The organism is Aureimonas sp. AU12 (assembly GCF_001463705.1).
Taxonomy (GTDB): domain Bacteria; phylum Pseudomonadota; class Alphaproteobacteria; order Rhizobiales; family Rhizobiaceae; genus Aureimonas.
Map to the genome: position 1 here is coordinate 175,163 of NZ_BBWH01000001.1, position 24,391 is coordinate 199,553.

Annotated in this window: 23 protein-coding genes; 10 read left to right on the forward strand and 13 right to left on the reverse strand. The window is 66.5% G+C overall.

What is annotated here, in order from left to right:
* From AUL33_RS00865 to AUL33_RS00875, 3 genes are all read left to right on the forward strand, one after another.
* Positions 1 to 480 (forward strand): peroxiredoxin, encoded by a 480-nt coding sequence (locus AUL33_RS00865; RefSeq protein WP_062202757.1) that lies wholly within the window; start codon positions 1 to 3, stop codon positions 478 to 480.
* The gene (locus tag AUL33_RS00870; RefSeq protein WP_062202681.1) at positions 480 to 1,301 is read left to right on the forward strand and encodes a ferritin-like domain-containing protein; all 822 of its coding nucleotides are present in this window, start codon (positions 480 to 482) and stop codon (positions 1,299 to 1,301) included. The genes AUL33_RS00865 and AUL33_RS00870 overlap by 1 nt, the downstream gene beginning before the upstream one ends.
* Positions 1,302 to 1,405: 104 nt before the next feature.
* The gene (locus tag AUL33_RS00875) at positions 1,406 to 2,647 is read left to right on the forward strand and encodes a M23 family metallopeptidase (RefSeq protein ID WP_192843111.1); all 1,242 of its coding nucleotides are present in this window, start codon (positions 1,406 to 1,408) and stop codon (positions 2,645 to 2,647) included.
* A gap of 70 nt (positions 2,648 to 2,717) precedes the next feature.
* On the opposite strand, the gene prfB is transcribed toward AUL33_RS00875, so the two are convergent.
* The 3 genes from prfB to AUL33_RS00890 all read right to left on the reverse strand — a co-directional run bounded on the left by prfB (position 2,718) and on the right by AUL33_RS00890 (position 7,834).
* A protein-coding gene (prfB, locus tag AUL33_RS00880; RefSeq protein ID WP_156419212.1) for a peptide chain release factor 2 occupies positions 2,718 to 3,846 on the reverse strand; the annotation gives its coding sequence in 2 pieces (ribosomal slippage) (positions 2,718 to 3,776 and positions 3,778 to 3,846; 1,128 coding nt in all).
* A gap of 130 nt (positions 3,847 to 3,976) precedes the next feature.
* Positions 3,977 to 6,421: a penicillin-binding protein 1A gene (locus AUL33_RS00885; RefSeq protein ID WP_062202686.1), complete on the reverse strand. Its 2,445-nt coding sequence runs from the start codon at positions 6,419 to 6,421 to the stop codon at positions 3,977 to 3,979.
* A 207-nt stretch (positions 6,422 to 6,628) separates the two neighbouring features.
* Entirely contained in the window at positions 6,629 to 7,834 is a 1,206-nt protein-coding gene (locus AUL33_RS00890; protein WP_062202688.1) for an N-acetylmuramoyl-L-alanine amidase, read from the reverse strand.
* Positions 7,835 to 8,413: 579 nt separating this feature from the next.
* On the opposite strand from AUL33_RS00890, the gene AUL33_RS00895 reads away from it, so the two are divergent.
* A complete protein-coding gene (locus AUL33_RS00895; RefSeq protein WP_062202690.1) occupies positions 8,414 to 11,329 on the forward strand; it encodes a ribonuclease E/G in 2,916 nt (971 codons plus the stop codon).
* Between the two features lie 77 nt (positions 11,330 to 11,406).
* Here AUL33_RS00895 and AUL33_RS00900 read toward each other — a convergent pair whose 3' ends face one another.
* Positions 11,407 to 12,573, reverse strand: coding sequence for a pyridoxal phosphate-dependent aminotransferase (locus AUL33_RS00900; protein WP_062202692.1), 1,167 nt, complete (start codon positions 12,571 to 12,573; stop codon positions 11,407 to 11,409).
* A gap of 116 nt (positions 12,574 to 12,689) precedes the next feature.
* Here AUL33_RS00900 and AUL33_RS00905 point away from each other — a divergent pair, with 116 nt between their 5' ends.
* From AUL33_RS00905 to aat, 5 genes are all read left to right on the forward strand, one after another.
* Positions 12,690 to 14,084: a M48 family metalloprotease gene (locus tag AUL33_RS00905; protein WP_062202694.1), complete on the forward strand. Its 1,395-nt coding sequence runs from the start codon at positions 12,690 to 12,692 to the stop codon at positions 14,082 to 14,084.
* A 29-nt stretch (positions 14,085 to 14,113) separates the two neighbouring features.
* The gene (locus tag AUL33_RS00910) at positions 14,114 to 14,866 is read left to right on the forward strand and encodes a DsbA family protein (RefSeq protein WP_244491802.1); all 753 of its coding nucleotides are present in this window, start codon (positions 14,114 to 14,116) and stop codon (positions 14,864 to 14,866) included.
* A 222-nt stretch (positions 14,867 to 15,088) separates the two neighbouring features.
* Positions 15,089 to 15,568, forward strand: coding sequence for an acetyl-CoA carboxylase biotin carboxyl carrier protein (gene accB / locus AUL33_RS00915; RefSeq protein ID WP_062202698.1), 480 nt, complete (start codon positions 15,089 to 15,091; stop codon positions 15,566 to 15,568).
* Positions 15,569 to 15,633: 65 nt separating this feature from the next.
* Positions 15,634 to 16,986 (forward strand): acetyl-CoA carboxylase biotin carboxylase subunit, encoded by a 1,353-nt coding sequence (accC, locus tag AUL33_RS00920; protein ID WP_062202700.1) that lies wholly within the window; start codon positions 15,634 to 15,636, stop codon positions 16,984 to 16,986.
* Between the two features lie 14 nt (positions 16,987 to 17,000).
* Complete coding sequence (gene aat / locus AUL33_RS00925) at positions 17,001 to 17,663, forward strand: leucyl/phenylalanyl-tRNA--protein transferase (RefSeq protein ID WP_062202702.1); 663 nt, start codon at positions 17,001 to 17,003, stop codon at positions 17,661 to 17,663.
* On the opposite strand, the gene AUL33_RS00930 is transcribed toward aat, so the two are convergent.
* From AUL33_RS00930 to AUL33_RS00960, 7 genes are all read right to left on the reverse strand, one after another.
* Entirely contained in the window at positions 17,603 to 18,037 is a 435-nt protein-coding gene (locus AUL33_RS00930) for a DUF2155 domain-containing protein (RefSeq protein WP_062202704.1), read from the reverse strand. The two genes, aat and AUL33_RS00930, sit on opposite strands and share 61 nt — an antisense overlap.
* Complete coding sequence (locus tag AUL33_RS00935) at positions 18,025 to 18,414, reverse strand: NADH:ubiquinone oxidoreductase subunit NDUFA12 (protein WP_062202707.1); 390 nt, start codon at positions 18,412 to 18,414, stop codon at positions 18,025 to 18,027. Before AUL33_RS00935 ends, AUL33_RS00930 begins: the two co-directional genes overlap by 13 nt.
* Before the next feature lie 71 nt (positions 18,415 to 18,485).
* Positions 18,486 to 19,988 (reverse strand): Asp-tRNA(Asn)/Glu-tRNA(Gln) amidotransferase subunit GatB, encoded by a 1,503-nt coding sequence (gatB, locus tag AUL33_RS00940; RefSeq protein ID WP_062202709.1) that lies wholly within the window; start codon positions 19,986 to 19,988, stop codon positions 18,486 to 18,488.
* A 63-nt stretch (positions 19,989 to 20,051) separates the two neighbouring features.
* Positions 20,052 to 21,533, reverse strand: a complete 1,482-nt coding sequence (gene gatA / locus AUL33_RS00945; protein WP_062202711.1) for an Asp-tRNA(Asn)/Glu-tRNA(Gln) amidotransferase subunit GatA — start codon at positions 21,531 to 21,533, stop codon at positions 20,052 to 20,054.
* A complete protein-coding gene (locus AUL33_RS00950) occupies positions 21,530 to 21,949 on the reverse strand; it encodes a GNAT family N-acetyltransferase (protein ID WP_062202758.1) in 420 nt (139 codons plus the stop codon). The genes gatA and AUL33_RS00950 overlap by 4 nt, the downstream gene beginning before the upstream one ends.
* A 59-nt stretch (positions 21,950 to 22,008) precedes the next feature.
* A complete protein-coding gene (gatC, locus tag AUL33_RS00955) occupies positions 22,009 to 22,296 on the reverse strand; it encodes an Asp-tRNA(Asn)/Glu-tRNA(Gln) amidotransferase subunit GatC (RefSeq protein WP_062202712.1) in 288 nt (95 codons plus the stop codon).
* Between the two features lie 88 nt (positions 22,297 to 22,384).
* The gene (locus tag AUL33_RS00960) at positions 22,385 to 23,086 is read right to left on the reverse strand and encodes a metal-dependent hydrolase (RefSeq protein WP_062202714.1); all 702 of its coding nucleotides are present in this window, start codon (positions 23,084 to 23,086) and stop codon (positions 22,385 to 22,387) included.
* A gap of 103 nt (positions 23,087 to 23,189) precedes the next feature.
* On the opposite strand from AUL33_RS00960, the gene ruvX reads away from it, so the two are divergent.
* Positions 23,190 to 23,678, forward strand: a complete 489-nt coding sequence (gene ruvX, locus AUL33_RS00965; protein ID WP_062202715.1) for a Holliday junction resolvase RuvX — start codon at positions 23,190 to 23,192, stop codon at positions 23,676 to 23,678.
* Here ruvX and AUL33_RS00970 read toward each other — a convergent pair.
* Both AUL33_RS00970 and AUL33_RS22445 read right to left on the reverse strand, forming a co-directional pair.
* Positions 23,621 to 23,947 (reverse strand): DUF6105 family protein, encoded by a 327-nt coding sequence (locus AUL33_RS00970; RefSeq protein WP_062202716.1) that lies wholly within the window; start codon positions 23,945 to 23,947, stop codon positions 23,621 to 23,623. The two genes, ruvX and AUL33_RS00970, sit on opposite strands and share 58 nt — an antisense overlap.
* Positions 23,947 to 24,391, reverse strand: a 445-nt coding sequence (locus AUL33_RS22445) for a hypothetical protein (protein WP_192843112.1), incomplete at its 5' end; no start/stop codon positions are given. The genes AUL33_RS22445 and AUL33_RS00970, both read right to left, overlap by 1 nt.

A 24,391-nucleotide genomic window follows, 5' to 3' on the forward strand; every position in this document is an offset into this window, starting at 1 on the left:
ATGAGCACACCCGTTGTCGGTGACGATTGTCCCGCGTTCGACTTGCCCGAGGCCGACGGCAGTCGCGTCACGAAGCCGTCGCTGTCCGGCCATCCCTTCGTCCTCTACTTCTACCCGAAGGACGACACGTCGGGCTGCACGCTCGAAGCGATCGAGTTCACCGCGCTGATCGACCAGTTCGACGCCGCCGGCACGCCCGTTCTCGGTGTGTCCCCGGACCCGGTGAAGCAGCACTGCAAGTTCCGCGACAAGCATGCGCTGAAGGTCAAGCTCCTGTCGGACGAGGAAAAATCCCTCATCCAAGCCTTTGGGGTCTGGGCGCAGAAGAGCATGTACGGAAAGACCTACATGGGCGTCGAGCGGACCACCGTGCTGGTCGGTGCTGACGGCCGGATCGCGCAGGTCTGGCCTAAGGTCAAGGTGCCCGGCCATGCGCAGGAGGTGCTGGCGGCTGCGCAGGCGCTCGCGAAGGGCGCCTGATGGCGGCTGAGCGACCGACGACGCTGCGCGGGCTGGCGATCGAGGCCCTGACATCGGCCGATCTCGATGCCAAGCGGCGGCTGACGACCGAGGCGGGCGAACGTTGGTTCGCGCGCCAGCTCGGCCTCTCTGCGCCCGGTGATCCCGCGCTTCCGTCGCGGCCGGGACGACCGGAGAAGCCCGATCTCGTCTCGCCCCGGCACGTGCCGCGTCGCTCGGTCCATTCGCTGGAGGGGCGGATCGCGATGATCCACGCCCTCGCCCATATCGAGCTGAACGCCATCGACCTCGCGCTCGACATCGTGGCGCGCTTCTGCGGCCAGCCGGTTCCCCGGTCGTTCTTCGACGGCTGGATGACGGTCGCGATGGAGGAGGCCAAGCATTTCGGCCTCCTATCCGGCCGGCTCCGCGATCTCGGCTCGCATTACGGCGCGATGCCGGCCCATGACGGGCTATGGCAGGCGGTGGAGGCCACCGCGCACGATCTCACCGCGCGACTCGCCATCGTGCCGCTGATCCTCGAAGCGCGTGGCCTCGACGTGACGCCCTCGCTCCTGCAGAAGCTAGAGGAGGCTCGCGATCCCGAGACCGGCGCCATCCTCGAGATCATCTATAACGACGAGAAGAAGCACGTCGCCATCGGCGCCAAGTGGTTCCGATTCCTCTGCGCGCGCCAGCGGATCGACCCGGCGCGGCGGTTTCAGGAACTCGTGCGCGAGTGCTTCCGCGGCGACGTGAAGCCGCCGTTCAACGACCGGGCGCGGGCCGAAGCTGGGCTGACGCCGACCTTCTACCGGTCTCTCTCGCCGCTTTCGTCCTGACGATCGAACCTTCATCCACCGGAGTTTCAACCCGGCGTTAACCTTAACGATGTTGAATGCCCGAGACGCAGCCGTCCGCGCCGCAAGTTTGGGTCTGTTCGACGATGAGTTTGGTCACGCAACGCGACGTGTTCGGCAAGCGGTCCGCTCCCCATACGATCGTCATCGCGCGCGGCGACAAGGTTCGGCACTGGACTGTTCGCCCCTGGCTCCTAGCCACCGGGACGGCGCTGGCCGGACTGCTCGTCGTCGCCGGGATCGGCGCGACCGGCGTGTTCTTCCTGGGCGGCCATGTCGTCGAGGCCCTGCAGACCCGCGAGGCTCGCGCCACCGCCGCCTACGAGCAGCGCATCGCGGACCTGCGCAACCAACTCGACAAGATCACCACGCGCCAGCACGTCGTGCGGGAAACCGTCGGCGCCGAGGTCGAGAAGCTGATCGACCAGCAGGTCGAACTCGCGGACCGTTTCGAACAGCTGGAGCCGCTGCTGGCCAAGGCCCGAGCGCAGGGCCTGTTGCCATCGTCGGCCCTGCCCTCGCCAGAGATCGCAGCGCCCTCTTCCGACGGCCCTCTGCCAGCCTGGAAGAGCACGGATCTGCGCCGCTCGTTCGACGACGTCCGCGCCCTACCCGGCGAACGGGTGGAACTCGCCGAACTCGCAGGCCACGTGCTGCCGACGATCCGGCGCTCCGCCGAACTGGCCGATGCCGAACAGTCGGCGCAGGTCGCCGCCCTCGCGAAGCGGGCGGAGACGAAGGCCGATCGTGTGGCGACGCTTCTCTCGTCCATCGGCGTCGATCTGCGCGGCGAGGCGACCGATGGCGTCGGCGGACCGTTCGTGCCCGTCTCCGCCGGCGATGGCTTCGCCGACAGCCTGGCGCAGCTCGACGCGTCGCTGAGCCTTCTGGAAAAGCTGAAGACGCGATCCGACCGGCTGCCGTTGGCAGAGCCGATGCCCGGCGGCACGCAGTCTTCGGTCTTCGGCGTGCGGCTCGACCCGTTCTTCGGGCGCGAGGCGATGCACACCGGCGTCGATTTCGCCATCCGCTCGGGAACACCGGTCCATCCGACCGCACCGGGTCGCGTCACCTCGGCGGGCGAGGCCGGCGGTTACGGACTGATGGTCGAGGTCGACCACGGTGCCGGCGTCAGCACGCGCTACGGGCATCTGTCGCGGGTCGACGTCGCGGTGGGTGATGCCGTTGAGACTGGCAACACGATCGGCGCGGTCGGCTCCACCGGACGCAGCACCGGCCCGCATCTCCATTACGAGGTTCGGTTGGCCGATCAGGCCGTCGATCCCGAGCGCTACATCCGCGCTGGTCGCAAGCTCGCCGCCCTCTGAGACCACCGATGAAAAACCCCGGTCGCGCTCTCGCGCCCCGGGGTTCTTGTCTGTCGGTGACGCGACGGCGTCAGTCGATGTCGGCAACCTCCGCGTCTCCGCCGAAAACGCGCTGGGCCAGCGCGCCCTCGATGAACTCGTCGATGCCGCCGTCGAGGATCTGCTGCGGCGAGGTGCTCTCGATGCCGGTGCGCAGGTCTTTCACCAGCTGATAGGGCTGCAGCACGTAGGAGCGGATCTGGTGGCCCCAGCCGATGTCGGTCTTCGACGAGGCGGCGGCGTTGGCCTTCTCCTCCTGCTTGCGCAGTTCCTCCTCGTAGAGCCGGGCGCGCAGCATGTTCCAGGCGGTCGCTCGGTTCTTGTGCTGCGAGCGCTCGCCCTGACACTGCACGACGATGCCGGTTGCCAGATGCGTGATGCGCACGGCCGAGTCCGTCGTGTTGACGTGCTGTCCGCCCGCGCCCGACGCCCGGTAGGTGTCGATGCGGACATCGCCCTCGTTGACGTCGATCTCGATCGAGTCGTCGACGACCGGATAGACCCAGACGGACGCGAACGAGGTGTGCCGACGCGCCTGGCTGTCGTAGGGCGAGATGCGCACCAGACGATGCACGCCCGACTCGACCTTCATCTTGCCGTAGGCGTTGTGGCCTTTCAGCAGGATCGTCGCGGACTTGATGCCAGCCTCTTCGCCCGAATGCTGTTCGAGCAGCTCGACCTTCATCTTCGCGCGCTCGCCCCAGCGCATGTACATGCGCAGAAGCATCGAAGCCCAGTCCTGGCTCTCGGTACCGCCAGCGCCCGAATGCACTTCGAGATAGGTGTCGTTGCCATCCACCTCGCCAGATAGGAGGGTCTCGATCTGACGCTCCGCCACCTGCTTCTTCATCGCGCGGATCGCCGTCTCGGCCTCCTCGACGATGCCGGGGTCACCCTCCTCCTCGCCCATGGCGACGAGTTCGATGTTGTCCTCAAGGCTTCGCTCGAGCGCCTGGATGCCGCTGATCGCGGAATCGAGGCGCTGGCGTTCCTTCATCAGCCGCTGGGCTTCCTGAGGGTCGTTCCAAATGGAGGGATCTTCAGCGGCCGCGTTCAGGCGATCCAGTTCGCGCAGGGACTGATCCCAGTCAAAGATGCCTCCTCAGCAGGCTTACGGCCTGCTTGATGTCGTCGACGATCGATTCGATTTCGGCACGCATGCCGCGACCTCGCTTCTCATGAGAGGGTTGGGGAAGTGGCGCGGACCATAGGGAGGCCCGCCACCTCTGTAAAGCGAACGGGCGGCCCGAAGACCGCCCGCCGCCACCATGAAATCATGCCCGGTCGGGCTCAGAACAAGCCGCCGGCCCCCGAGACGATGGCCTGTTCGGCCTGCGGAGAGATCGCCTGCGCAGTCGGCGCACCGCCGAACCCGTCATCGCCGATCACCTCGTAGCTGTCGGACGGTCCGGTGCCGGGCTTGAAGGCCTCGATCACCGCATCCGAGCCTTCCGAGCTCGTCGCCATGCCGGTCTTCCGGTTCACCGCGATCTGCGTCATTCCGTCGGGAATGCGGAAGTCCACCGCCGGCTTGCCGGCCAGCGCCTGCTTCATGAAGTCGACGAAGACCGGTGCCGCGAAGCCGCCGCCGCTGGCGCCGTGGCCCATGGGCGTCGGGTTGTCGTAGCCGAGATAGATGCCGGTCACGAGGTCGGGCGTGTAGCCCACGAACCAGCTGTCCTTTTCGTCGTTCGTGGTGCCGGTCTTGCCGGCGACGGGAACACCGAGCTCCTTGACGACGGTTGCCGTGCCGCGCTGCACGACGCCCTCCATCATCGACGTGATCTGGTAGGCCGTCATCGGATCGAGCACCTGCTGGCGGTCGTCGACCAGTTCCGGTTCGGCCTGGTCCGCCCAAGCCGTGTCGTTGCAGGCGTCGCACTTGCGGTTGTCGTGCTTGTAGACGGTGCGACCGTAGCGGTCCTGGATCCGGTCGATCAGCGAGGGCTCGATCGAGCGGCCGCCATTGGCCATCACCGAGTAGGCCGAGACCATGCGCATGACCGTGGTTTCGCCCGATCCGAGCGCCATCGGCAGGTAGGGCAGCATCTTGTTGTAGATCCCGAAGCGCTCGGCATAGCCGGCCACGAGATCCATGCCCATGTCGCGGGCCAGACGCACCGTCATCAGGTTGCGGCTCTTCTCGATGCCGAGGCGCAGCGTCGACGGACCGGCGGACTCGCCGCCGTAGTTCTTCGGTTCCCAATATCCGCCGTTGCCGTCGGGGATCGAGATCGGCGCATCCATGATGACCGACGCCGGGGTGTAGCCGTTGTCGAGCGCGGCGGCGTAGACGATCGGCTTGAACGAGGAACCCGGCTGGCGATAGGCCTGCGTCGCGCGGTTGAACTCGGACTGTGCGTAGGAAAAGCCGCCGGCCAGCGCCATGACGCGCCCCGTATGCGGATCCATCGCGACGAGCGCGCCTTGAACCTTCGGAGGCTGGCGAAGACGATAGCCGTCGCCGTCGTCCTTCTTCTCGACATAGACGATGTCGCCGCGCGACAGGACCTGATCGGCGGTGCGAACCGAACCGCTTCGACCCTCGCGGTTCTGACGCAGCGCCCAGCGCATGTCGGCCAGCGCAATCGTGGCCATGTCGCGCTCGGGGCCGAACTTGCCGGACGCCTCGCGACCCGGCTGCAGGCCGACGCTGACCGAATCGTCGGTCGACGCGAGAACGATCGCCAGCCGCCATTCCGGCACGTCCGACAGCGCTTCGACCTTGGCGAGCGGCTCGCCCCAGTCGCCGCCGATCTCGGCAGTGGAGATGGGGCCGCGATAGCCGCGGGCCTGATCGAACTGCAGGAGCGCGCGCTGAAGCGACTTGCGCGCCTCGACCTGCATCACCGGATCGAGCGTCGTGCGGATCGAAAGTCCACCCTCGTAGAGCGCGGTGGTGCCGTAGCGGCCGATGATCTCGCGGCGGACCTCTTCGGTGAAGTATTCGGCGGAGCTCACATAGGCGCCGCTTGGCCGGATGTTGATGCCCAGCGGCGTGGCCTTGGCCTCATCGGCCGCCTCCTGCGTGATCGCGCCGTTCTCGGCCATCCGGTCGATCACCCAGTTGCGGCGACCGATCGCCTCGTCGGGGTTGCGGAACGGATTGTAGTTTTCGGGCGCTTTCGGCAGGGCCGCGAGATACGCGACTTCCTGGATCTCCAGTTCGCTCACCGACTTGTTGAAATAGGACAGCGAGGCCGCCGCGACGCCGTAGGAGCCCATGCCGAGGTAGATCTCGTTAAGGTAGAGTTCGAGGATGCGATCCTTCGAATAGGCCTGCTCGATGCGCAGCGAGAGGATCGCCTCCTTCACCTTGCGCTCCATCGAACGCTCGTTCGTCAGAAGAAAGTTCTTCGCCACCTGCTGGGTGATCGTCGAGCCGCCCTGCATAGGACCGCCCTTGACGTAGACGAGGGCCGCGCGCGCGATGCCCTCGAGATCGACGCCGTGGTGCTCGTAGAAATTCTTGTCCTCGGCCGAAAGGAAGGCGTCCTTCAGGCGCTGGGGAATGGCCTGGATCGGCAGATAGAGGCGCCGCTGCTTGGCATATTCGGCCATGAGGCCACCGTCCGACGCATGGATGCGTGTCATCACCGGCGGTTCGTACTTGGCGAGGACCTGATAGTCCGGAAGGTCCTGGCTCATGCTGTTGACGTAGAAGGCGACGCCTCCCGCGACGAGCAGCGCGAACACCGTCCCGATTCCGAAGAAGTATCCCAGCAGTCTGATCATCGTGTCCCCGTCGCCCGCACACCGGCAACCCTGTCGCCGCGCCGCAGATGCGCCCCGCTGATGGAGCCCAGAAGCGCCGGCGCGACCGCTCTCGTCGCCGCAACCGGTTCGCTTTGCGAATGATCCATAAATGAGGCGGACGCATGTTGCGAGGCGGTTTGGCGCTGCGGCTGTGGCGGTTTCGCAACGTCGGCCCGCAACCGACGCTCAGCGCGGCAGCGTCGCCGGCTGGCCCGTTCGGTGGCGTGCGAATTCGACGATCGAGGCCGCCAGCACCTTGGCGACCTTGCGCTGCCAGTCGCCCGAGGTCAGCAGCTTTTCCTCTTCGGCGTTCGAGAGATAGCCGATCTCGACGAGGATGGAGGGCACGTCGGGTGCACGCAGCACGCGAAATCCGGCGGAGCGCTTGGGGTTGTTAATCAGCTGGATACCACCGTCCTTCAGGTGAGCCACGAGACTGACCGCGAAATGCTCCGAGAAACTCTCGGTCTCGCGGCGCACGAGATCGACGAGGATGTCGTGGATCTCCGGCGCGTCCTGATCCCATTCCGATCCGGCAAAGCGGTCGGACGCATTCTCGCTCTCGGCAATCTCGCGCGACAGGCTGTCCGACGCCTTTTCGGACAGAGTGTAGACCGTCGCGCCGCGCAGATCCTTGAAACGGATCGAATCGGCATGGAGCGAGACGAACAGATTGGCGCCCGCACGCCGTGCGATGGCGGAGCGCTCGTTCAGCGGAATGAAGGTATCGTCGTCGCGGGTGAGGACGACATCGACGCCGGGCGCCGATTTGAGCGCCTCCCGCAAGGCGAGACCGAACGCGAGATTGACGCTCTTCTCGTCCGTGCCTCCGTCGCCGGTCGCGCCGCGATCGACCCCGCCATGGCCGGGATCGACAACGACGGTGAAGCGCTTGCCCGGCTTGGCCGACGGCTGCGCGGCCGGCTCGGCAACCTTCGATGCGAGTGCGACCGGGGCGCTGAAATCGGCGTCGCGGCCGGGCACGAGCGTCAGCACGACCTTCGAGCCCGTCTCGTCGCGGGCGACCTCGAGATCGGGACGCATCGCGTCCGTCAGGGTCAGGATGATGCGGTAGCGATTGTCGGCGACGAGGCCGTGCCGCATGTCCCTGACCACCTCGCTGCCCGAGATCGCGGCGAGCTTCACGGCCGAGACCGTGTCGTCGAGATCGAGCGCGACCCGGTAGGGCTTGCGCAGGAGCACGAGCTGCGGAGCCGCCGTTCCCGCGAGATCGAGCTCCAGCCGGAACGCCTTCTTTTCCTCCGTATGCCGAATCGCCGTGACGATGGTCGGATCGGCGGCGGATGCGTGTCCCCATGCGAGGCCGGACGCGACGGCGAAGAGAATCAGGAGCGCGCGTAGAGCGGTCGAAAAGCGGAGGACGTCGGTCATGAGGCAGGTCGGCTGGCTGAAAGCGGATGCGGGACACAGGGCGGCGATGCGCGGGCGGCGATTACGTCCATAACAGATCCGCGGATTGCCTCGAATGAAGGCGTCCACTTGTTTAGCGGCCTCGCACGGCATAAAAGCGGAAGTGAGGCTTTCGCGTCGATCGCGGTTCGGCTTCGCAGCCCGCCGGCGGACACCATGATGCGTGTCGCCGAACACAGGGCGCGAGGCGGCTCCACGTTCAAGCCCGGTGCGGCGGCTTCCGACAAATTCCCATTCGACCGAGCCATCGTCTCGGCGGAACCGCTGCATGCTTCGACCGCGGGTCTCTCCGCCGGTCTGCGTGCAAATTCATCGGTCGTCAGAAACGGCCACCAGTTGTTGCAGGTCGCTCGCGCGTGTCATCGGCATATTCCCTCCCATCGGCTCCACGGACAGGTTCATCGAACCTCATGCCGTTGCTGTCGGGGACGGTCGCCCACCGACGCGAGACGTCCTTTGCGGACCAGCCTTTCCCGACATTTCGACCGGCGCCGCGCGCCGGAGCGTTGGCAAGTGCTGTGGTCCGGGAGTTGAGAATCCATGGCCAACAAGATGCTGATCGATGCGTCGCACCCGGAAGAAACCCGGGTCGTCGTCGTCAAGGGTAGCCGGATCGAGGAGTTCGACTTCGAGTCCGAGCACAAGAAGCAGATCAAGGGAAACATCTATCTGGCGAAGGTGACGCGGGTCGAACCCTCGCTCCAGGCCGCCTTTGTTGAATATGGCGGCAACCGCCACGGCTTCCTCGCCTTCAGCGAGATCCATCCCGACTACTACCAGATCCCCGTCGCCGACCGTCAGGCGCTGATCGAGGACGAACTCGCCCGCGTCCGCGAGGATGAGGACGCCGAGGACCGCAAGGCCGCCAAGCCCGCCCGCCCGGCCCGCACGCGCCGCGACCGCAACGGCGAGGCGAAGCCTGCCGACGCCGAGGACGGCGACAGCATCTCGGAAGAGGTCTCGGCCGAAGACGCCGAACACGAGCAAGAGCACGACGAGGACGGCGACCACGAGGTCGAGAGCGATCACGAGGTCTTCGACGTCGGCTCCGCGCAGCCGGGACGCTACGAGGACCCCGCCGTCGAGGATGGTATCGCCGAGGGTCAGGACTCCGCATCCGGTGAAGAGGCCTCGACCGAGACCAACGGCGAATCGTCGGGTCGGCACGGTGGCCGTCGCCGCTCGCGCCGCCGCGAACGCGTCAGCTCCGCGGACGTGGGCGACGAGGAGGCCGATCAGGTCGACGAGATCGGCAGCGAAGACGCGATGGAAGAGGTGCCGGTGCGCAACCGGCAGCCGCGCAAGCAGTACAAGATCCAGGAAGTCATCAAGCGTCGCCAGATCCTGCTCGTGCAGGTCGTGAAGGAAGAGCGCGGCAACAAGGGCGCTGCGCTCACCACCTACCTTTCGCTCGCGGGCCGCTACTCCGTGCTGATGCCGAACACCGCCCGCGGCGGCGGCATTTCGCGCAAGATCACCAACGCCGCCGATCGCAAGCGCCTGAAAGAGGTCGCGCGCGACCTCGAAGTGCCGCGCGGCATGGGCATCATCCTGCGCACGGCCGGCGCGATGCGCACGAAGGCCGAGGTCAAGCGCGACTACGAATACCTGATGCGGATGTGGGAAACGGTTCGTTCCCTCACGCTTCAGTCGACGGCGCCGGCCCTCGTCTACGAGGAAGGCAGCCTGATCAAGCGATCGATCCGCGATCTCTACAACAAGGACATCGATCAGGTTCTCGTGGCCGGCGAAAACGGCTACCGCGAGGCCAAGGACTTCATGCGCATGCTGATGCCCAGCCAGTCGAAGGTGGTGCAGCCGTATCGCGATCCGGTTCCGATCTTCGCGCGCCAGGGCATCGAGGCGCAGCTCGACAAGATGCTGCAGCCGAGCGTTACGCTGAAGTCCGGCGGCTACATCATCATCAACCAGACCGAAGCGCTGGTGGCGATCGACGTGAACTCGGGTCGATCGACCCGCGAGCATTCCGTCGAGGACACCGCCTACCAGACCAATCTGGAAGCCGCCGAGGAAGTGGCGCGCCAGCTGCGCCTTCGCGATCTCGCGGGCCTCATCGTCATCGACTTCATCGACATGGACGAGAAGCGGAACAACCGCAACGTCGAGAAGCGCCTGAAGGATTGCCTGAAGGACGACCGCGCCCGTATCCAGATCGGCCGCATCTCACATTTCGGCCTGATGGAAATGAGCCGCCAGCGCATCCGCGCCAGCGTCCTCGAATCGACGATGCAGGTGTGCCCGGTCTGCTCGGGCAACGGCTACATCCGCTCGGCCTCCTCGCTCGCGCTGCATCTCCTGCGCACCATCGAGGAGCACCTGCAGAAGCACGGCACCCATGACCTCATCGTCAAGGTGCCGACCGCGACCGCGCTCTACGTGCTCAACGAGAAGCGCAGCACGATCGACGAACTCGAGCGCCATCACGGCCTTCGCATCGTTCTGGAAGCCGTGGACGGCCACGGCCATCAGCATATCGCCATCGAGCATGGCGCCGAAGCGGTGGCGCGGCCGCGTCCCGAGCCGGTGCAACCGGCCAACATCGAGATCGAAGACGAGGACGACTTCGAAGTCGAGGACGAGATCGACGAGACCGAGGTCGAGGAGACGACAGAAGCCCCTGTGGTCGTCGAAGCCGAGGCCGAAGAACCTGCATCGCCGAGCGAGGAAGAGCGCCGCGACGGCGGCCGCCGTCGTCGCCGTCGGCGGCGGGGCGGACGTCGTGACGAGGCCGGCGAAACTCGCGCGGATGGTGCCGAGGGCGAGGACGCGGAAGGTGGCGACGAGCCCGAGGCCAGCGAGCCGGCAGAGGCGGATGCGATTTCGTCCGAGAGCGATGGCGACGAGGCCGAGAGCGAGGCCAGCCGCGAGCGCAAGCGTCGTCGGCGGGGTCGTCGTGGTGGTCGCCGCACTCGCGAGGATGGCGCGCACGACGTGGCGGTGATGGACGTCGCCGGTGGTGCCGGATCCGGTGAAGACCTGCCCGACGTGATCGACGACGCGGTTGCCGAAGACCGGTACGACGAGGACGAGGCACCGGTCGAGATCGGCGATGTCGCGGACCGTGCGTCCGACCCCGAGACGACCGACGCGGTCGATGCGCTCGAGGGCGTCGATCTCGACGGCGGCCGGCTCGAGGATCTCGAAGCCGATCGCAATGCCGATGCGCCGGACGAAAACGAGGTCATGTCGGCCAGTGCGGAAGCCGGAGCTCTCGTCGACGGCAACCCGCCGCTCGACGAGGTCTTCCCCGACGAAGACGACGCGACCAGCGTTTCCAACGATGTGATCGACAGCGAGATCGCTGCCGTGAACGATCAGCCTGATTCGGCCACGCGCGGTCCGCGGATCAGCGCCAACGGCGGCGAAGCCAGCGATGCGGGGGACGAGAACAAGCCCAAGCGGACGGGTTGGTGGGCGCGTCGCAGCTTCTTCTAAGCGTCGACGTTTCATCATCGAAAAAAAGGGGCGGCTTTCGAGCCGCCCCTTTTCATTTCAACAGTCCACCGCCGTTGTCAGCCGAAGAATGCCGCGAGCCGGTCGAGCGCTTCGCGAATGGCGTCGGGGTGGCCGGCATAGGACAGGCGCATCGTGCGCTCGCCCCGTTCGGGATCGAAGTCGATCCCCGGCGTCATGGCGACGTGGCACTGCGCGAGGATCGTGCGCGCGAGTTCACTGGCATCGCCATATCCTTCCGGAATGCCGGCATAGGCGTAGAAGGCGCCGTCGATCGGCGCGACGTCTGCAAAGCCGAGCTTCGGCAGGGCGTCGGTGACCATGGCGCGGTTCCGGACATAGTCGGCCTTCACCGCCTCAAGTTCGTCGCCGGCGTCGAAGACGGCTGCGGCCGCGACTTGGCTGAGTTCGGGCGCAGAGATGTAGAGGCTCTGCCCGATACGCTCGGCGGCACGCACGAGGCTCGGCGGCAGCACGAGCCACCCGACCCGCCAGCCGGTCATGCAATAGTATTTGGAGAAGGAGTTGACGACGATCGGGCGCGAGGAAAACTCCAGCGCCGACGCCGCCGGCTCGCCATAGACGAGACCGTGGTAGATCTCGTCGGAGATGAAGGTGATCGTCTCGCGGTCCGCGAACTCCACGAGGCGGCGTAGTTCCTCGCGCGGCGTCACCGTGCCCGTCGGGTTCGCGGGGCTCGCGACGAGGACGCCTTGGATGGGCGCCTCGCGGTGGCACGCGGCCAGCCGGTCCGCCGTCAGGATATAGCCATCGCTGCTGTCGACGGGGATCTCGACGGGGATGATGCCGAGCGCCTTCAGAATGTTGCGGTAGGCGGGATATCCGGGCGTCGCGATCGCCACCCGGTCGCCGACGTCGAAGGCGGCGAGGAAGGCTAGGTTGAAGCCGGCGGACGATCCCGTCGTCACCATGATGCGGTCGATGCCGACGTGACACGCATACGTGTCCGCGTAGTGATGGGCGATACGGCTGCGCAGATCGACCCGTCCCAGCGCATCGGTGTAGCCGACATGGCCGACGTCGAGGAAGCGGCGCGTGGCGTCGGCGGCGGGCTTCGGCACCGGCGCGGACGGCTGGCCGACGGCCAGCGAGATGACGGGCTGACCAGCCGCGATCATCCGGTTCGCCTCGGCCAGCACGTCCATCGCGCGGAACGGATCGATCGCGGAGCGCCGGGATGCTTTGATCGGCCGGATATCGTACATGACTGTCTCACAATTGCCGGATTGGGCGTCGGAGTGGATCGGGGCGCCGTCGAGCGGCGAAGCGATCCGTTCGGGCGGTTCTTACGGTCGGGCATGAGGCGATGGGAAGGGCGGCGATGAAAGTTCGGAGCAGGCACTGGGCGGCGCGGGCGCTGACGGTCTTCCTGGCCTCCGCGATCGCGGCCCCCGTCCTCGTCACGCCCGCTGCTGCGCAACGGGCGCCGCAGAGCCGTCTGCCCGTGGTGCGCGACGCCGAGATCGAAGCACTGGTGAAGGACTACGCGACGCCGATCTTGAAAGCGGCGGGCCTCTCGCCGAACCGCGTCGAGATCGTCCTCGTCAACGATCTCAACTTCAACGCCTTCGTGGCGGGTCGACGCATCTTCATCAACACCGGCACGATCCTCGAATCGGAGACGCCGAACGAGACGATCGGCGTGATCGCCCACGAGGTCGGGCATCTCGCCGGCGGCCATCAGGAGCGTCTGCGCGACCAGATTGCGCGGGCGCAGACGATCGCCGTGGTGGCGAGCCTGCTCGGCGCCGGCGTCGCGGCGGCAGGCGCAGCGGCGGGGTCGGGCGCGGTCGCGGGGCTCGGCGGCGGTCTTCTCTCCAGCGGCGGCGGCATCGCGCAGCGCGGGCTCTTCGCCTATCAGCGCACCGAAGAAACGACCGCCGACCGCTCTGCCCTCACCTACCTGCAGAAGACCGGCCAATCGCCGAACGGACTGCTGCAGAGTTTCGAGGGCCTGCAGCGCAAGAACATGCTGTCGGGCGTCTCGCCCAACCAATATCTGTCCTCCCACCCGGCGCCGCAGGACCGCATCGGCTTCCTGCAGACGGCGGCCCACGAAAGTCCGTTCTTCGACAAGGTGGACTCCCCGGCGCTGCAACTCCGCCACGATCTCGCACGCGCCAAGATCGCCGCCTACAACGGCGGCGCCCAGCAGGTCCGGCGTACCTTCGGCCGCGACCTGCACAGCCTGCCGGCGCTCTATGGCGACGCCATCGCCACGCATCTCGCGGGTTCCCCCGCAATGGCGCTGTCCAAGGTCGATGCGCTGATCAAGCAGGATCCGAACAATCCGTGGTTCCTCGAGTTTCGCGGAGAGGTCCTGCTGGTCGCAGGGCGTTCGGAAGAGGCGGCGGCTGCCTTCACGAAGGCGTCGAAGCTCGATCCCACCCGGTCCGGCCTGATCCAGTCCTCGATCGGACAGGCGATCGTTACGGGCGGCAAGTCGGATCGCATGCGTGATGCCATCGGCCAGATCGAACGCGGCCTCGAAGCCGATCCCGGCAACTCTACCGCCTACCAGTATCTGGCTCGCGCCTATGGCGCCATCGGCGAGGTCGGCTCGGCGGAACTGGCGACGGCGGAGGGCTATTGGGAAGCGGGGAACGTGCGACAGGCCAAGATCTTCGCGGCGCGGGCCCAGCAGAAGTTTCGTCCGGGCACGCCGCAATGGCGCAAGGCGCAGGACATCATCACAACTCGCGTCCAACGCAAATGAGCACGTCGACGTCGCCGAAAGGACTGCCCTTGTTCCGTATCCTCCCCCTCGTCGCTCTTGCGGGCGGCCTCACCGCCTTCGCCCTTCCCGCCGCCGCCTTCGACGCGCCGCAGACCCGCGAGATCGAGACGATCGTCCGCAACTATCTCGTCGCCAACCCGGAGGTGCTGCTCGAGGCGATGAAGGCGCTGGAGACCAAGCGGGACGGCGAGGAAAAGGCGACGCAGAAGGCGACCATCGCCACCGTCGCGGCCGACCTGACCACGACACCGGCGGGAACCAGCGTCGGCAATGCCGAGGGCGACGTCACCGTGACCGAATTTTTCGACTACAATTGCGGCTACTGCAAGCGCGCCGCCAGCGACATCGACGCGCTCGTGACGAGCGACCCGAAGCTGCGGGTCGTCATGAAGGAAGTGCCGATCCTCGGGCCGGACTCGCAGGCTGCCAGCCGTGTCAGCCTCGCCTTCCGCACCCTTGCACCGGAGAAGTACGGCGCTTTCCAGAAGAAGCTTCTTGCGACCCGCGCGAAGGTCGACCACGACCGCGCCGTCGAGGTGGCCGGCGAGTTCGGAGTGACGGAGGAGGCTCTCACCCCGCTCCTCGACGGGCCCGAGGTCCGCAACGCGCTGGCCGAATCCGAAAGCCTGCTGACGGCGCTCGGCATCACCGGCACCCCAACCTACATCGTGGGCGACGAACTGGTAGCGGGCGCGGTCGGCGCCGATGTGCTCGCCGGCAAGATCGCCAACCTGCGCACCTGCGGAAGCGCGACCTGCTGAGCGGACGCGCGGGTCAGGCTTCGGCAATTCGACGCTTTCCCCCGCCGCCGGGCCGGTTTATACGCCACACTCGAATGAACGCACCGCCGGTTCGATCCGGGGCCGTATGAGGGAAACGCCCGGGCGTCTCTCCGTCCAGCCCACGAGACCGGACAGGCGGTGGACCGCATCGCCGATCCGCGGATGGACCCATCGCCGGATCCGAGACCTCAAGGGAACGACATGCCGCTCAAGGATTCCGCCGTCGACCGCTCGCTTGTCCGCGAACTCGCCGACATTCTGAACGACACGGACCTGACCGAGATCGAGATCGAGCAGGGCGACCTGCGCATCCGCGTCTCGCGCCAGAAGGAATATGTGGCCGCCGCCGGCTATGCCGCCAGCGTTCCCGGTCCGCAGATGGCCTATGCGCCGCAGCCGCAGGGCGTGCCGATGTCGCCGGTCGCACCCGTCGTAGCGGGGCCTGAGGTCGGCTCGGTGCCCTCGCCGATGGTGGGCACCGTCTATCTGGCCTCGGCGCCGGGCGCCAAGCAGTTCATCGAGATCGGCCAGTCGGTGAGCGAAGGCGAGACGCTCCTCATCATCGAGGCGATGAAGACGATGAACCAGATCCCCGCGCCGCGCTCGGGCGTGATCAAGCGCATCTGCGTCGACAACGGCCAGCCGGTCGAATACGGCGAAGCGCTCGTCGTCATCGGCTGATCCGGTCCGCCGTCGTCCGCCAGAAGCGAAAAACGGTCGATCCGTCGATCGATGAAAGGGCAGTCATGTTCAACAAGGTCCTGATCGCCAACCGGGGCGAGATCGCCCTGCGCGTGCTGCGTGCCTGCAAGGAACTCGGCATCGCGACCGTCGCGGTCCACTCCACCGCCGACAACGCGGCCATGCACGTACGCCTTGCCGACGAGAGCGTCTGTATCGGCCCGCCGCCGGCGCGCGACAGCTATCTGAACATTCCGCAGATCCTTGCCGCCTGCGAGATCTCGGGCGCGGACGCCGTGCATCCCGGCTACGGTTTTCTGTCAGAGAACGCCCGGTTTGCCGACATTCTCGACGCGCACAACGTCACCTTCATCGGCCCGACGGCCGATCACATCCGCATCATGGGCGACAAGATCGAGGCCAAGCGCACCGCCAGGCGTCTCGGCATTCCGGTGGTTCCCGGCTCCCCAGGCGGGATCACCGACGATGACGAGGCGCTGAAGATCGCGGCCGACATCGGCTTTCCGGTGTTGGTGAAGGCATCCGCCGGCGGCGGCGGTCGCGGCATGAAGGTGGCGCACACGGCGGCCGATCTGCCGATGGCGCTTGCCAACGCCCGCCAGGAGGCGGCGGCCGCCTTTGGCGACGACGCCGTCTACCTCGAGAAGTATCTCGGCAAGCCCCGCCATATCGAGGTGCAGGTCTTCGGCGACGGGATGGGCAACGCCATCCATCTCGGCGAACGCGATTGCTCGCTCCAGCGCCGCCACCAGAAGGTTTGGGAAGAGGCCCGCTCGCCGGCCCTCGACGATGCCCAGCGCACGCGGATCGGCGAGATCTGCGCCAATGCCATGGCCGAGCTAAAATATCGCGGCGCCGGGACGATCGAGTTTCTCTACGAGAACGGCGAGTTCTATTTCATCGAGATGAACACGCGCCTGCAGGTCGAGCATCCGGTGACGGAGGCCATCACCGGCCTCGATCTCGTGCACGAGCAGATCCGTGTCGCCGCCGGCCAAGGCCTTTCGGTGAAGCAGTCCGAGATCAACTTCCTCGGTCATGCCATCGAGTGTCGCATCAACGCCGAGGACCCTCGCACCTTCGCGCCGTCGCCCGGCCAGATCACCTACTACCACGCACCGGGCGGCCTTGGCATCCGCGTCGATTCAGGGGTCTATCAGGGTTACACGATCCCGCCCTTCTACGATTCGCTCATCGGCAAGCTGATCGTCCACGGCCGCACCCGCAACGAGTGCCTGATGCGCCTGCGCCGGGCGCTCGACGAGATCATCGTCGACGGTGTGAAGACGACACTGCCGCTCTTCCAGGATCTCGTCGACAATCCCGACATTCAGGCCGGGAACTACGACATCCACTGGCTGGAGCAGTATCTGGCGTCCTCGGCCAAGGCGGCCTGACGCGAGGACGGAGCATGGCGCGGCGGGACGAACTGCGGATCACCCCGGAGCTTCTCCTGCGCGCCTACGCGGCGGGTATTTTTCCGATGGCGGAGGATGCCGACGACCCATCCGTGCACTGGGTCGACCCAACCCATCGCGGCATTCTGCCGCTCGACGGGCTGCACGTGCCGCGCAGCCTCGCGAAGACGATCCGGCGTCAGCCCTTCGAGATGCGGTTCGACTCTGCCTTCGCCGACGTGGTGGACGCCTGCGCGGCGGCGACGCCCGACCGGCCACTGACCTGGATCAACGCCGAAATCCGGGAGCTTTATCTCGGGCTGTTCGCGATGGGCCACGCCCATTCCGTGGAAGCCTGGGCCGATGGTGAACTGGTCGGCGGTCTTTACGGGGTCAGTCTCGGCGCGGCGTTCTTTGGCGAGAGCATGTTCTCACGCCGTACCGACGCCTCGAAGGTTTCGCTCGTCTATCTCTGCGAGCGGCTGCGCCGTGGCGGTTTTACCCTGCTCGATACGCAATTCCTGACGACGCATCTGCAGCGGTTCGGCGCGATCGAGATCGAACGGACCGATTATCGCAACCTTCTGGACGTCGCGCTGGAACGCGACGCCAACTTTCATCCTGCCGGCGGCGCGACGGTCGAATCGCTTTTGCAGTCCTTCAGCCACACGTCGTAGACCGGATGCTCGACGGCATTGAGACCGGGCGAATCCGCGAACATCCAGCCGCTGAAGATGCGCCGGATCTCGCGGTTCAGCGTGATCTCGTCAACCTCGACGAAGCTGTCGGTCTTGGGCGCCTCGTCTTGCGAGCGCGTGAAGCATGCGCGCGGTGTCACCTGCAGCGCGCCGAACTGCACGGTCTCGTCCACATAGACGTCGAACGTCGTGATGCGGCCCGTGATCTTGTCGAGGCCGGAGAAGACTGCGACCTTGTTGGCGATCCGCTCGGCCGCCGCCGGCTGGAGGCCAGCCACGACACAGGCAACGGCGAGGACGGCAGCCCTCGAGAGAGATGCAAGGCGCAAGGCGGTGGCGATCAGGGCTGCCACGCGTCGTAGTCGCCGGTGACGCGCGGACGCTCGGCGGTGTTGAGAAGCGAACCCTTCGGACGATACGCTTTGCCGGTACCCGTCATGTTGGCGACGTGCGGCTTCTCCCACTCGCGGGGCCGGTAGTCCTCCTGCGAGGGCGGCACGTCGACGCGATGATGCATCCAGCCATGCCAGCCCGGCGCGATCGCCGAAGCCTCGGCGGGGCCGTTGTAGATCACCCAGCGGCGCTTGCCGTCGGCGGTCTGGTAGAACAGGTTGCCGCGCTCGTCCTCGCCCACCGGCTTGCCGAAACGCCACGTGTAGAACCGCGTGCCGATCGTCTGGCCATTCCACCAGGTGAAGGTCTGCAGAAGCCAGTCTTTGGTCTTGCTCATCGGCTCTTTCCTCGCGTCGGCAAGGGTTATGATATCAGCGGCGGCAGAAGTCCATGGCGCACGAATGCGCCCTATTCCAGTCCGAGCTTGGCCTTGACGATGTCGTTGACCGCCTGCGGATTGGCCTTACCGCCCATCGCGCGCATCACCTGACCGACGAACCAGCCGGCCAGGGTCGGCTTGGCCTGCGCTTGCGCCACCTTGTCGGGGTTGGCGGCGACGATGTCGTCCACCGCCTTCTCGATCGCCCCGGTGTCCGTGACCTGACGAAGGCCCCGGCTTTCCACCAGCGCGGCGGGGTCGCCGCCCTCGTTCCAGACGATCTCGAAGAGATCCTTGGCGATCTTGCCCGAGATCGTACCGTCGCGGATGAGATCGAGAATCGCGCCGAGCTGCGCAGCCGTCACCGGGGTGTCCTCGATGCCCTTGCCGCTCTTGTTCAACGCGCCGAGGAGATCGTTGATCACCCAGTTCGCCGCCTGCTTGGCATCGCGGCCCGCCGACACGCCTTCGAAGAAGTCGGCGATCGCCTTTTCCGAAACGAGAATCGAGGCGTCATAGGCCGAAAGGCCGGCGACATCGATCAGGCGCTGGCGCTTGTCGTCCGGTAGCTCCGGAAGGTCGGCCTTCAGACTCTCGACGAAGGCGTCGTCGAACTCCAGCGGCAGGAGATCCGGATCGGGGAAATAACGATAGTCATGCGCGTCTTCCTTCGAGCGCATGGCCCGCGTCTCGCCCTTCACCGGATCGAAGAGGCGGGTCTCCTGGTCGATTGAGCCGCCATCCTCCAGGATGGCGATCTGGCGCCGCGCCTCCGATTCGATGGCCTGTCCGACAAAGCGGATCGAGTTGACGTTCTTGATCTCGCAGCGGGTGCCGAACGCGCCACCCGGGCGGCGCACCGAGACATTGACGTCGGCGCGCATCGAGCCTTCGTCCATGTTGCCATCGCAGGTGCCGAGATAGCGCAGGATCGTGCGCAGCTTGGTGAGGTAGGCGCGCGCCTCGTCGGCCGAACGCATGTCCGGCTTGGAGACGATCTCCATCAGGGCGACGCCGGAGCGGTTGAGGTCGACATAGGACATGGTGGCGTGCTGGTCGTGGATCGACTTGCCGGCGTCCTGTTCGAGATGCAGCCGCTCGACGCCGACGTCGATGTCTTCGAACTGGCCCTTCTGATCCGGCCCGACCGAGACGATCACCTGTCCCTCGCCGACGATCGGCTGCTGGAACTGCGAGATCTGGTAGCCCTGCGGCAGGTCCGGGTAGAAGTAGTTCTTGCGGTCGAACACCGAGCGCTTGTTGATCTGCGCCTTGAGGCCGAGCCCGGTGCGCACGGCCTGCCGCACGCAATGCTCGTTGATCACCGGCAGCATGCCGGGCATCGCGGCGTCGACGAGCGAGACGTTGTCGTTCGGCTCCGAGCCGAACTTCGTCGAGGCGCCGGAAAACAGCTTGGCCTCGGACAGGACCTGCGCGTGGACCTCCATGCCGATGACGATTTCCCAATCGCCGGTCATGCCGGCGATGAACTTCTTGGGGTCGGGCGTGCGGGTGTCGACGAGGATGGTCATGGGCGAACTCGGATCAGTGCGGGCAGGACGGACGGACGAAGCGGCGGACGGCTCGGCGGAAACCTACCACCATTGTGCCGGCGTGAAGCGGCCCGCGGCCTTCTCGATGACGGCGGCGGCGGCAAACAGCGTCTCTTCGTCGAACGGGCGACCGATCAGTTGCAGGCCGAGCGGCGTTCCCTCCACGGAGAGCCCGGCAGGAACCGAAATGCCGGGCAGGCCCGCCATGTTCACGGTGATGGTGAAGACGTCGTTCAGATACATCGCCACCGGATCCCGGGCGAGCGCCTCGTCGCCGATCGCGAAGGCCGCCGACGGCGTCGCCGGGGTCAGCAGGGCGTCGACCCCCTCGTCGAAGACGGTCTCGAAGTCGCGCTTGATCAGGGTGCGAACCTTCTGCGCCTGGAGGTAATAGGCGTCGTAATAGCCGGCCGACAGCACGTAGGTGCCGATCATGATGCGGCGCTTCACCTCGCGGCCGAAGCCGGCGGCGCGGGTGTTCTCGTACATTTCGGCAATGTCGCGGCCGGTTTCGCGAAGGCCGTAGCGAACGCCGTCGTAACGCGCGAGGTTCGACGACGCTTCGGCAGGCGCGACGATGTAATAGGCCGGCAGCGCATATTTCGTGTGCGGGAGCGACACGTCGACGATCTCGGCGCCGGCATCGCGCAGCATGGCGATGCCCTTCTGCCAGAGTTCCTCGATCTCCGCCGGCATGCCGTCGACGCGGTACTCGCGCGGGATGCCGATGCGCAGGCCCTTGACCGAGCGCCCGATCGCGGCCTCGTAGTCCGGCACCGCGCGGTCGACGGAGGTCGTATCCTTGGCGTCGACCGACGCCATCGAGCGCAGCAGGATGGCGGCGTCGCGCACGTCGCGCGCGATCGGACCCGCCTGATCGAGCGATGACGCATAAGCGGCGATGCCCCAGCGCGAGCAGCGGCCATAGGTCGGCTTGATGCCGACCGTGCCGGTGAAGGCGGCGGGCTGGCGGATGGAGCCGCCGGTGTCGGTCGCCGTGGCCCCGGCGCAAAGGTGCGCGGCTACGGCCGCGGCGGAGCCACCCGACGAGCCGCCCGGCACGAGCGCGACATCGGAGCCGTCGCGGCGCCACGGATTGACCACCGGCCCGTAGTGGCTCGACTCGTTCGACGACCCCATCGCGAACTCGTCCATGTTGAGCTTGCCGAGCATCACGGCGCCGTCGGCCCAGAGATTGGCCGTCACGGTCGATTCGTAGCGCGGCTTGAACCCGTCGAGGATGTGCGAGGCCGCCTGCATGTGGACGCCTTCGGTGGCGAAGAGATCCTTCACGCCGATCGGAATGCCCTCGAGCGCGCCGGCTTCGCCTCCGGCGATGCGCCGGTCGGACGCCGCCGCCATCTCGATCGCCTTGTCAGGCGTGACCGCAACATAGGCGTTCAGCGCGCCGTTTGCGGCCTCGATCGCGGAGAGATAGGCACCGGTCAGTTCGCTCGCGGTGAAGGTCTTCGCCTTCAGGCCGTCGCGGGCTTCGGCGATCGTCAGGGCGGTCAGTTCGGTCATCGGACAAGCATCTTTTCGTAAAATCGCGAGTAGCCGGAATCGGGATAGTCGAGCACCGCGCTGCAGACGGCGTAGCCGCCCCGCTCATAGACACGCCAGGCCGCTTCGAAGCCGGGCGCCTCGCCGGTTTCGAGCACGAGCCGCGTCAGACCCTTCTCGAGCGCCAGATCCTCGACACTGCGCAACAGTCGGGAGCCCACACGCCGGCCGCGAGCCGCCGGCGTCGTGAACATGCGCTTGACCTCGCCGAGCGCTTCGTCGTGCACCTTCAGCGAGGCCATGCCGATCGCTTCGCCGGAATCACTGCGCGCCACGAGCACGGTGACGGATGGCTCCGCCATCTCCTCGACGGTCAGCTGGAACTGGAACTCCGGGGGCGTCAAGGGCATCATGACGGCGTTGAGTTCGCTTACCATGGCGCGAACGTCGTCCTGCAACGGCGTCTCAGCCCGGATCGAAACGTCCTCGCCCACGGCTACTCGACGACCTTGGGCACGAGGAAGAAGTGGTCGTCGGTTTCGGGCGCGTTGGCGACGATGTCGTCTGCCTTGTGCCCGTCCGTAACGATATCGCTGCGCTTCTTCATCGCCATGGGAATGACGGAGGTCATCGGTTCGACGCCGGACACGTCGACCTCACGAAGCTGCTCGACGAAGCCGAGAATCGAATTGAGCTCGCCCTGCATCGTCACGACTTCCTCGTCGCTGACGGCGATGCGTGCGAGACGCGCGACGCGGCGCACGGTGGCGGTATCGACAGACATGCGGATCCTTCGCGGTGACGCTGATGGCCCCGCTATATCGGCGGCGTCCCGGCGACGCAACGGCGCCGCCGGGACCGAGCCCAAGGTGTCAGATGTCGAAGGCCTCGCCGACGGTCGGCGTCATCACGCGCGAGGCCTCCTCCTCCATCGCAGCCCGGAACTTGTCCGGGTTCGGATCGAGGATGGGCATCGTGCCCCAATGCAGCGGGATGATCGTCTCGAAGTTGAAGTAGCGACGGCAGGCCAGTGCCGCCACGGCGGCGCCCATCGTCAGGCGGTCGCCGACCGGAACGAGGCCGATCTTGGGATGGTGCAGCTCCTCGATGATCGCCATGTCGGCGAAGATGTCGGTGTCGCCCATGTGGTAGACGCTCGGTCCGTCGGCGAAATGCAGCACCAATCCGTTCGGCATGCCGAGATAGGTGATCACACCCTCCTCGGAGATGTCGGACGAAGAGTGGAACGCCTGCGTCAATGTCACCGAGAAGTCGCCGAACTTGATCGTGCCGCCGGTGTTGGCCGGCTCGATGTTGGCGACGCCCTTGCCGGCGAGCCAGCTGACGAGCTCGTAGGTGCCCGCCACCTTGGCGCCCGTGCGTCGGGCGATCTCGACGGTGTCGCCGACATGATCGGAATGGCCGTGGCTGAGGAGGATGTGGGTGGTACCCTCGGTCGCTGCCTTAACGTCGCCGTGGAAGTGCGGATTGCCCGACAGGAAGGGATCGATGAGGATCACGGACGACCCCGTGTCGATCCGGAAGGCCGAGTGGCCGAAATAGGTCATCTTCATGCTAGGTGGTCTCCTGCGCGACACCGACGAGGGTCCGCCCTCGATCTCCGGTGAGTTCGAGGGGGTCAATTAGGGTCGGCGCGTTCGGATCAAGGAGCCGTGCATGCCTGTCGTCGACGTCATCGAGCTGAAGGACCATCTCCCGTCGGGAACCGTTCTCGTCGGTCTCGATCTCGGCACGAAGACGATCGGCGTCGCGGTGTCCGATCTTGGACTGCGCTTCTCGACGCCGCGCGTGGTGATCCGGCGCGTCAAGTTCGGCATCGACGCGGCGGCGTTGTTTAAGCTGCTCGACGAGGTGCGTTGCGGCGGCATCGTGCTTGGCTTGCCGCTGAACATGGATGGCAGCGAAGGGCCGCGTGCGCAGTCGACCCGCGCCTTCGCCCGCAACTACATCAAGCTCGACGAACGCCCGCTGGCCTTCTGGGACGAGCGCCTATCGACCGTCGCGGCCGAGCGCGGGATGCTGGAGATGGACGTTTCGCGCCGCAAGCGCGCCGAGCGAATCGACTCGGCGGCGGCGTCCTTCATTCTTCAGGGTGCGCTCGACAGGCTTTCGGTCCTGCGCGCCAGCGACCCGGACCGCTCATAGCGGCTACGGACCCAGGCTGTGATCGGCTTGCGGCGACGGAAGACGTAGAGCGCCAGGACGATCGCGCTGTCGAGCATCAGCGCCCGTGCCACCATCGGCGGGAGATCGGCGGGCGGGATGCCGAGAACGTTGCCATACATGGTGAAGACGAGATCATACATCGCCCGAGAGAAGAAGAACGTTCCGAGATTGATGTCGTTCGCCGCGAGCGCGAACCACAAGACGAGAAACGTGATCGGCACGAACCAGAGGCCGAGGAACCAGCGCATTATCGTTCACCGGCAGCGCGAGAGCCCTGCTCGGCCCGGTCCCGAGCCTCGCGCGGGATCGAGGCCTCGATTTGGAGCAGCGCCTTGCGGAAGGCGAGGTCGTCTTCTTCGTCCTCCTCATCGTCCGGCGCGTGGAGCATGGCATCGAAACCGAGCGCCAGAAGGCTCAGAGCGACCGACCAGAGGGCGAGATCGATGCGATCGAAGACGGCCGCGAACGGCGCTCCGAAGAGCAGCGCTGCCAGCACCATGGCGGACGACACGCCGACGCCGCCGAACGCCAGCCACTCGCCGCGAAGCGTCCGTCGGGGGTTTGCCGAATTCAGGAGCGCCAGCGCGGCGGCGAGGACGCCGGCCGTGCCAATCGTCAATGCCGCGACGAAGGCACTGCCGATGCCGGTGCTGGCGGGTGCCTCCAGCGCGTGACCCATCATCGCTTTGACA

What these genes read in the sequence shown, in the direction of transcription:
- AUL33_RS00970 (WP_062202716.1), bottom strand. Translation starts at nt 23,947, where the DNA reads ATGCGCTGGTTCCTCGGCCTCTGGTTCGTGCCGATCACGTTTCTCGTC.
- accB (WP_062202698.1), top strand. Translation starts at nt 15,089, where the DNA reads ATGCCGCTCAAGGATTCCGCCGTCGACCGCTCGCTTGTCCGCGAACTC.
- AUL33_RS00950 (WP_062202758.1), bottom strand. Translation starts at nt 21,949, where the DNA reads ATGGTAAGCGAACTCAACGCCGTCATGATGCCCTTGACGCCCCCGGAG.
- AUL33_RS00905 (WP_062202694.1), top strand. Translation starts at nt 12,690, where the DNA reads ATGAAAGTTCGGAGCAGGCACTGGGCGGCGCGGGCGCTGACGGTCTTC.
- gatC (WP_062202712.1), bottom strand. Translation starts at nt 22,296, where the DNA reads ATGTCTGTCGATACCGCCACCGTGCGCCGCGTCGCGCGTCTCGCACGC.
- AUL33_RS00865 (WP_062202757.1), top strand. Translation starts at nt 1, where the DNA reads ATGAGCACACCCGTTGTCGGTGACGATTGTCCCGCGTTCGACTTGCCC.
- gatA (WP_062202711.1), bottom strand. Translation starts at nt 21,533, where the DNA reads ATGACCGAACTGACCGCCCTGACGATCGCCGAAGCCCGCGACGGCCTG.
- AUL33_RS00935 (WP_062202707.1), bottom strand. Translation starts at nt 18,414, where the DNA reads ATGAGCAAGACCAAAGACTGGCTTCTGCAGACCTTCACCTGGTGGAAT.
- AUL33_RS00870 (WP_062202681.1), top strand. Translation starts at nt 480, where the DNA reads ATGGCGGCTGAGCGACCGACGACGCTGCGCGGGCTGGCGATCGAGGCC.
- AUL33_RS00895 (WP_062202690.1), top strand. Translation starts at nt 8,414, where the DNA reads ATGGCCAACAAGATGCTGATCGATGCGTCGCACCCGGAAGAAACCCGG.
- AUL33_RS00890 (WP_062202688.1), bottom strand. Translation starts at nt 7,834, where the DNA reads ATGACCGACGTCCTCCGCTTTTCGACCGCTCTACGCGCGCTCCTGATT.
- AUL33_RS00875 (WP_192843111.1), top strand. Translation starts at nt 1,406, where the DNA reads ATGAGTTTGGTCACGCAACGCGACGTGTTCGGCAAGCGGTCCGCTCCC.
- AUL33_RS00960 (WP_062202714.1), bottom strand. Translation starts at nt 23,086, where the DNA reads ATGAAGATGACCTATTTCGGCCACTCGGCCTTCCGGATCGACACGGGG.
- AUL33_RS00885 (WP_062202686.1), bottom strand. Translation starts at nt 6,421, where the DNA reads ATGATCAGACTGCTGGGATACTTCTTCGGAATCGGGACGGTGTTCGCG.
- gatB (WP_062202709.1), bottom strand. Translation starts at nt 19,988, where the DNA reads ATGACCATCCTCGTCGACACCCGCACGCCCGACCCCAAGAAGTTCATC.
- ruvX (WP_062202715.1), top strand. Translation starts at nt 23,190, where the DNA reads ATGCCTGTCGTCGACGTCATCGAGCTGAAGGACCATCTCCCGTCGGGA.
- aat (WP_062202702.1), top strand. Translation starts at nt 17,001, where the DNA reads ATGGCGCGGCGGGACGAACTGCGGATCACCCCGGAGCTTCTCCTGCGC.
- AUL33_RS00900 (WP_062202692.1), bottom strand. Translation starts at nt 12,573, where the DNA reads ATGTACGATATCCGGCCGATCAAAGCATCCCGGCGCTCCGCGATCGAT.
- accC (WP_062202700.1), top strand. Translation starts at nt 15,634, where the DNA reads ATGTTCAACAAGGTCCTGATCGCCAACCGGGGCGAGATCGCCCTGCGC.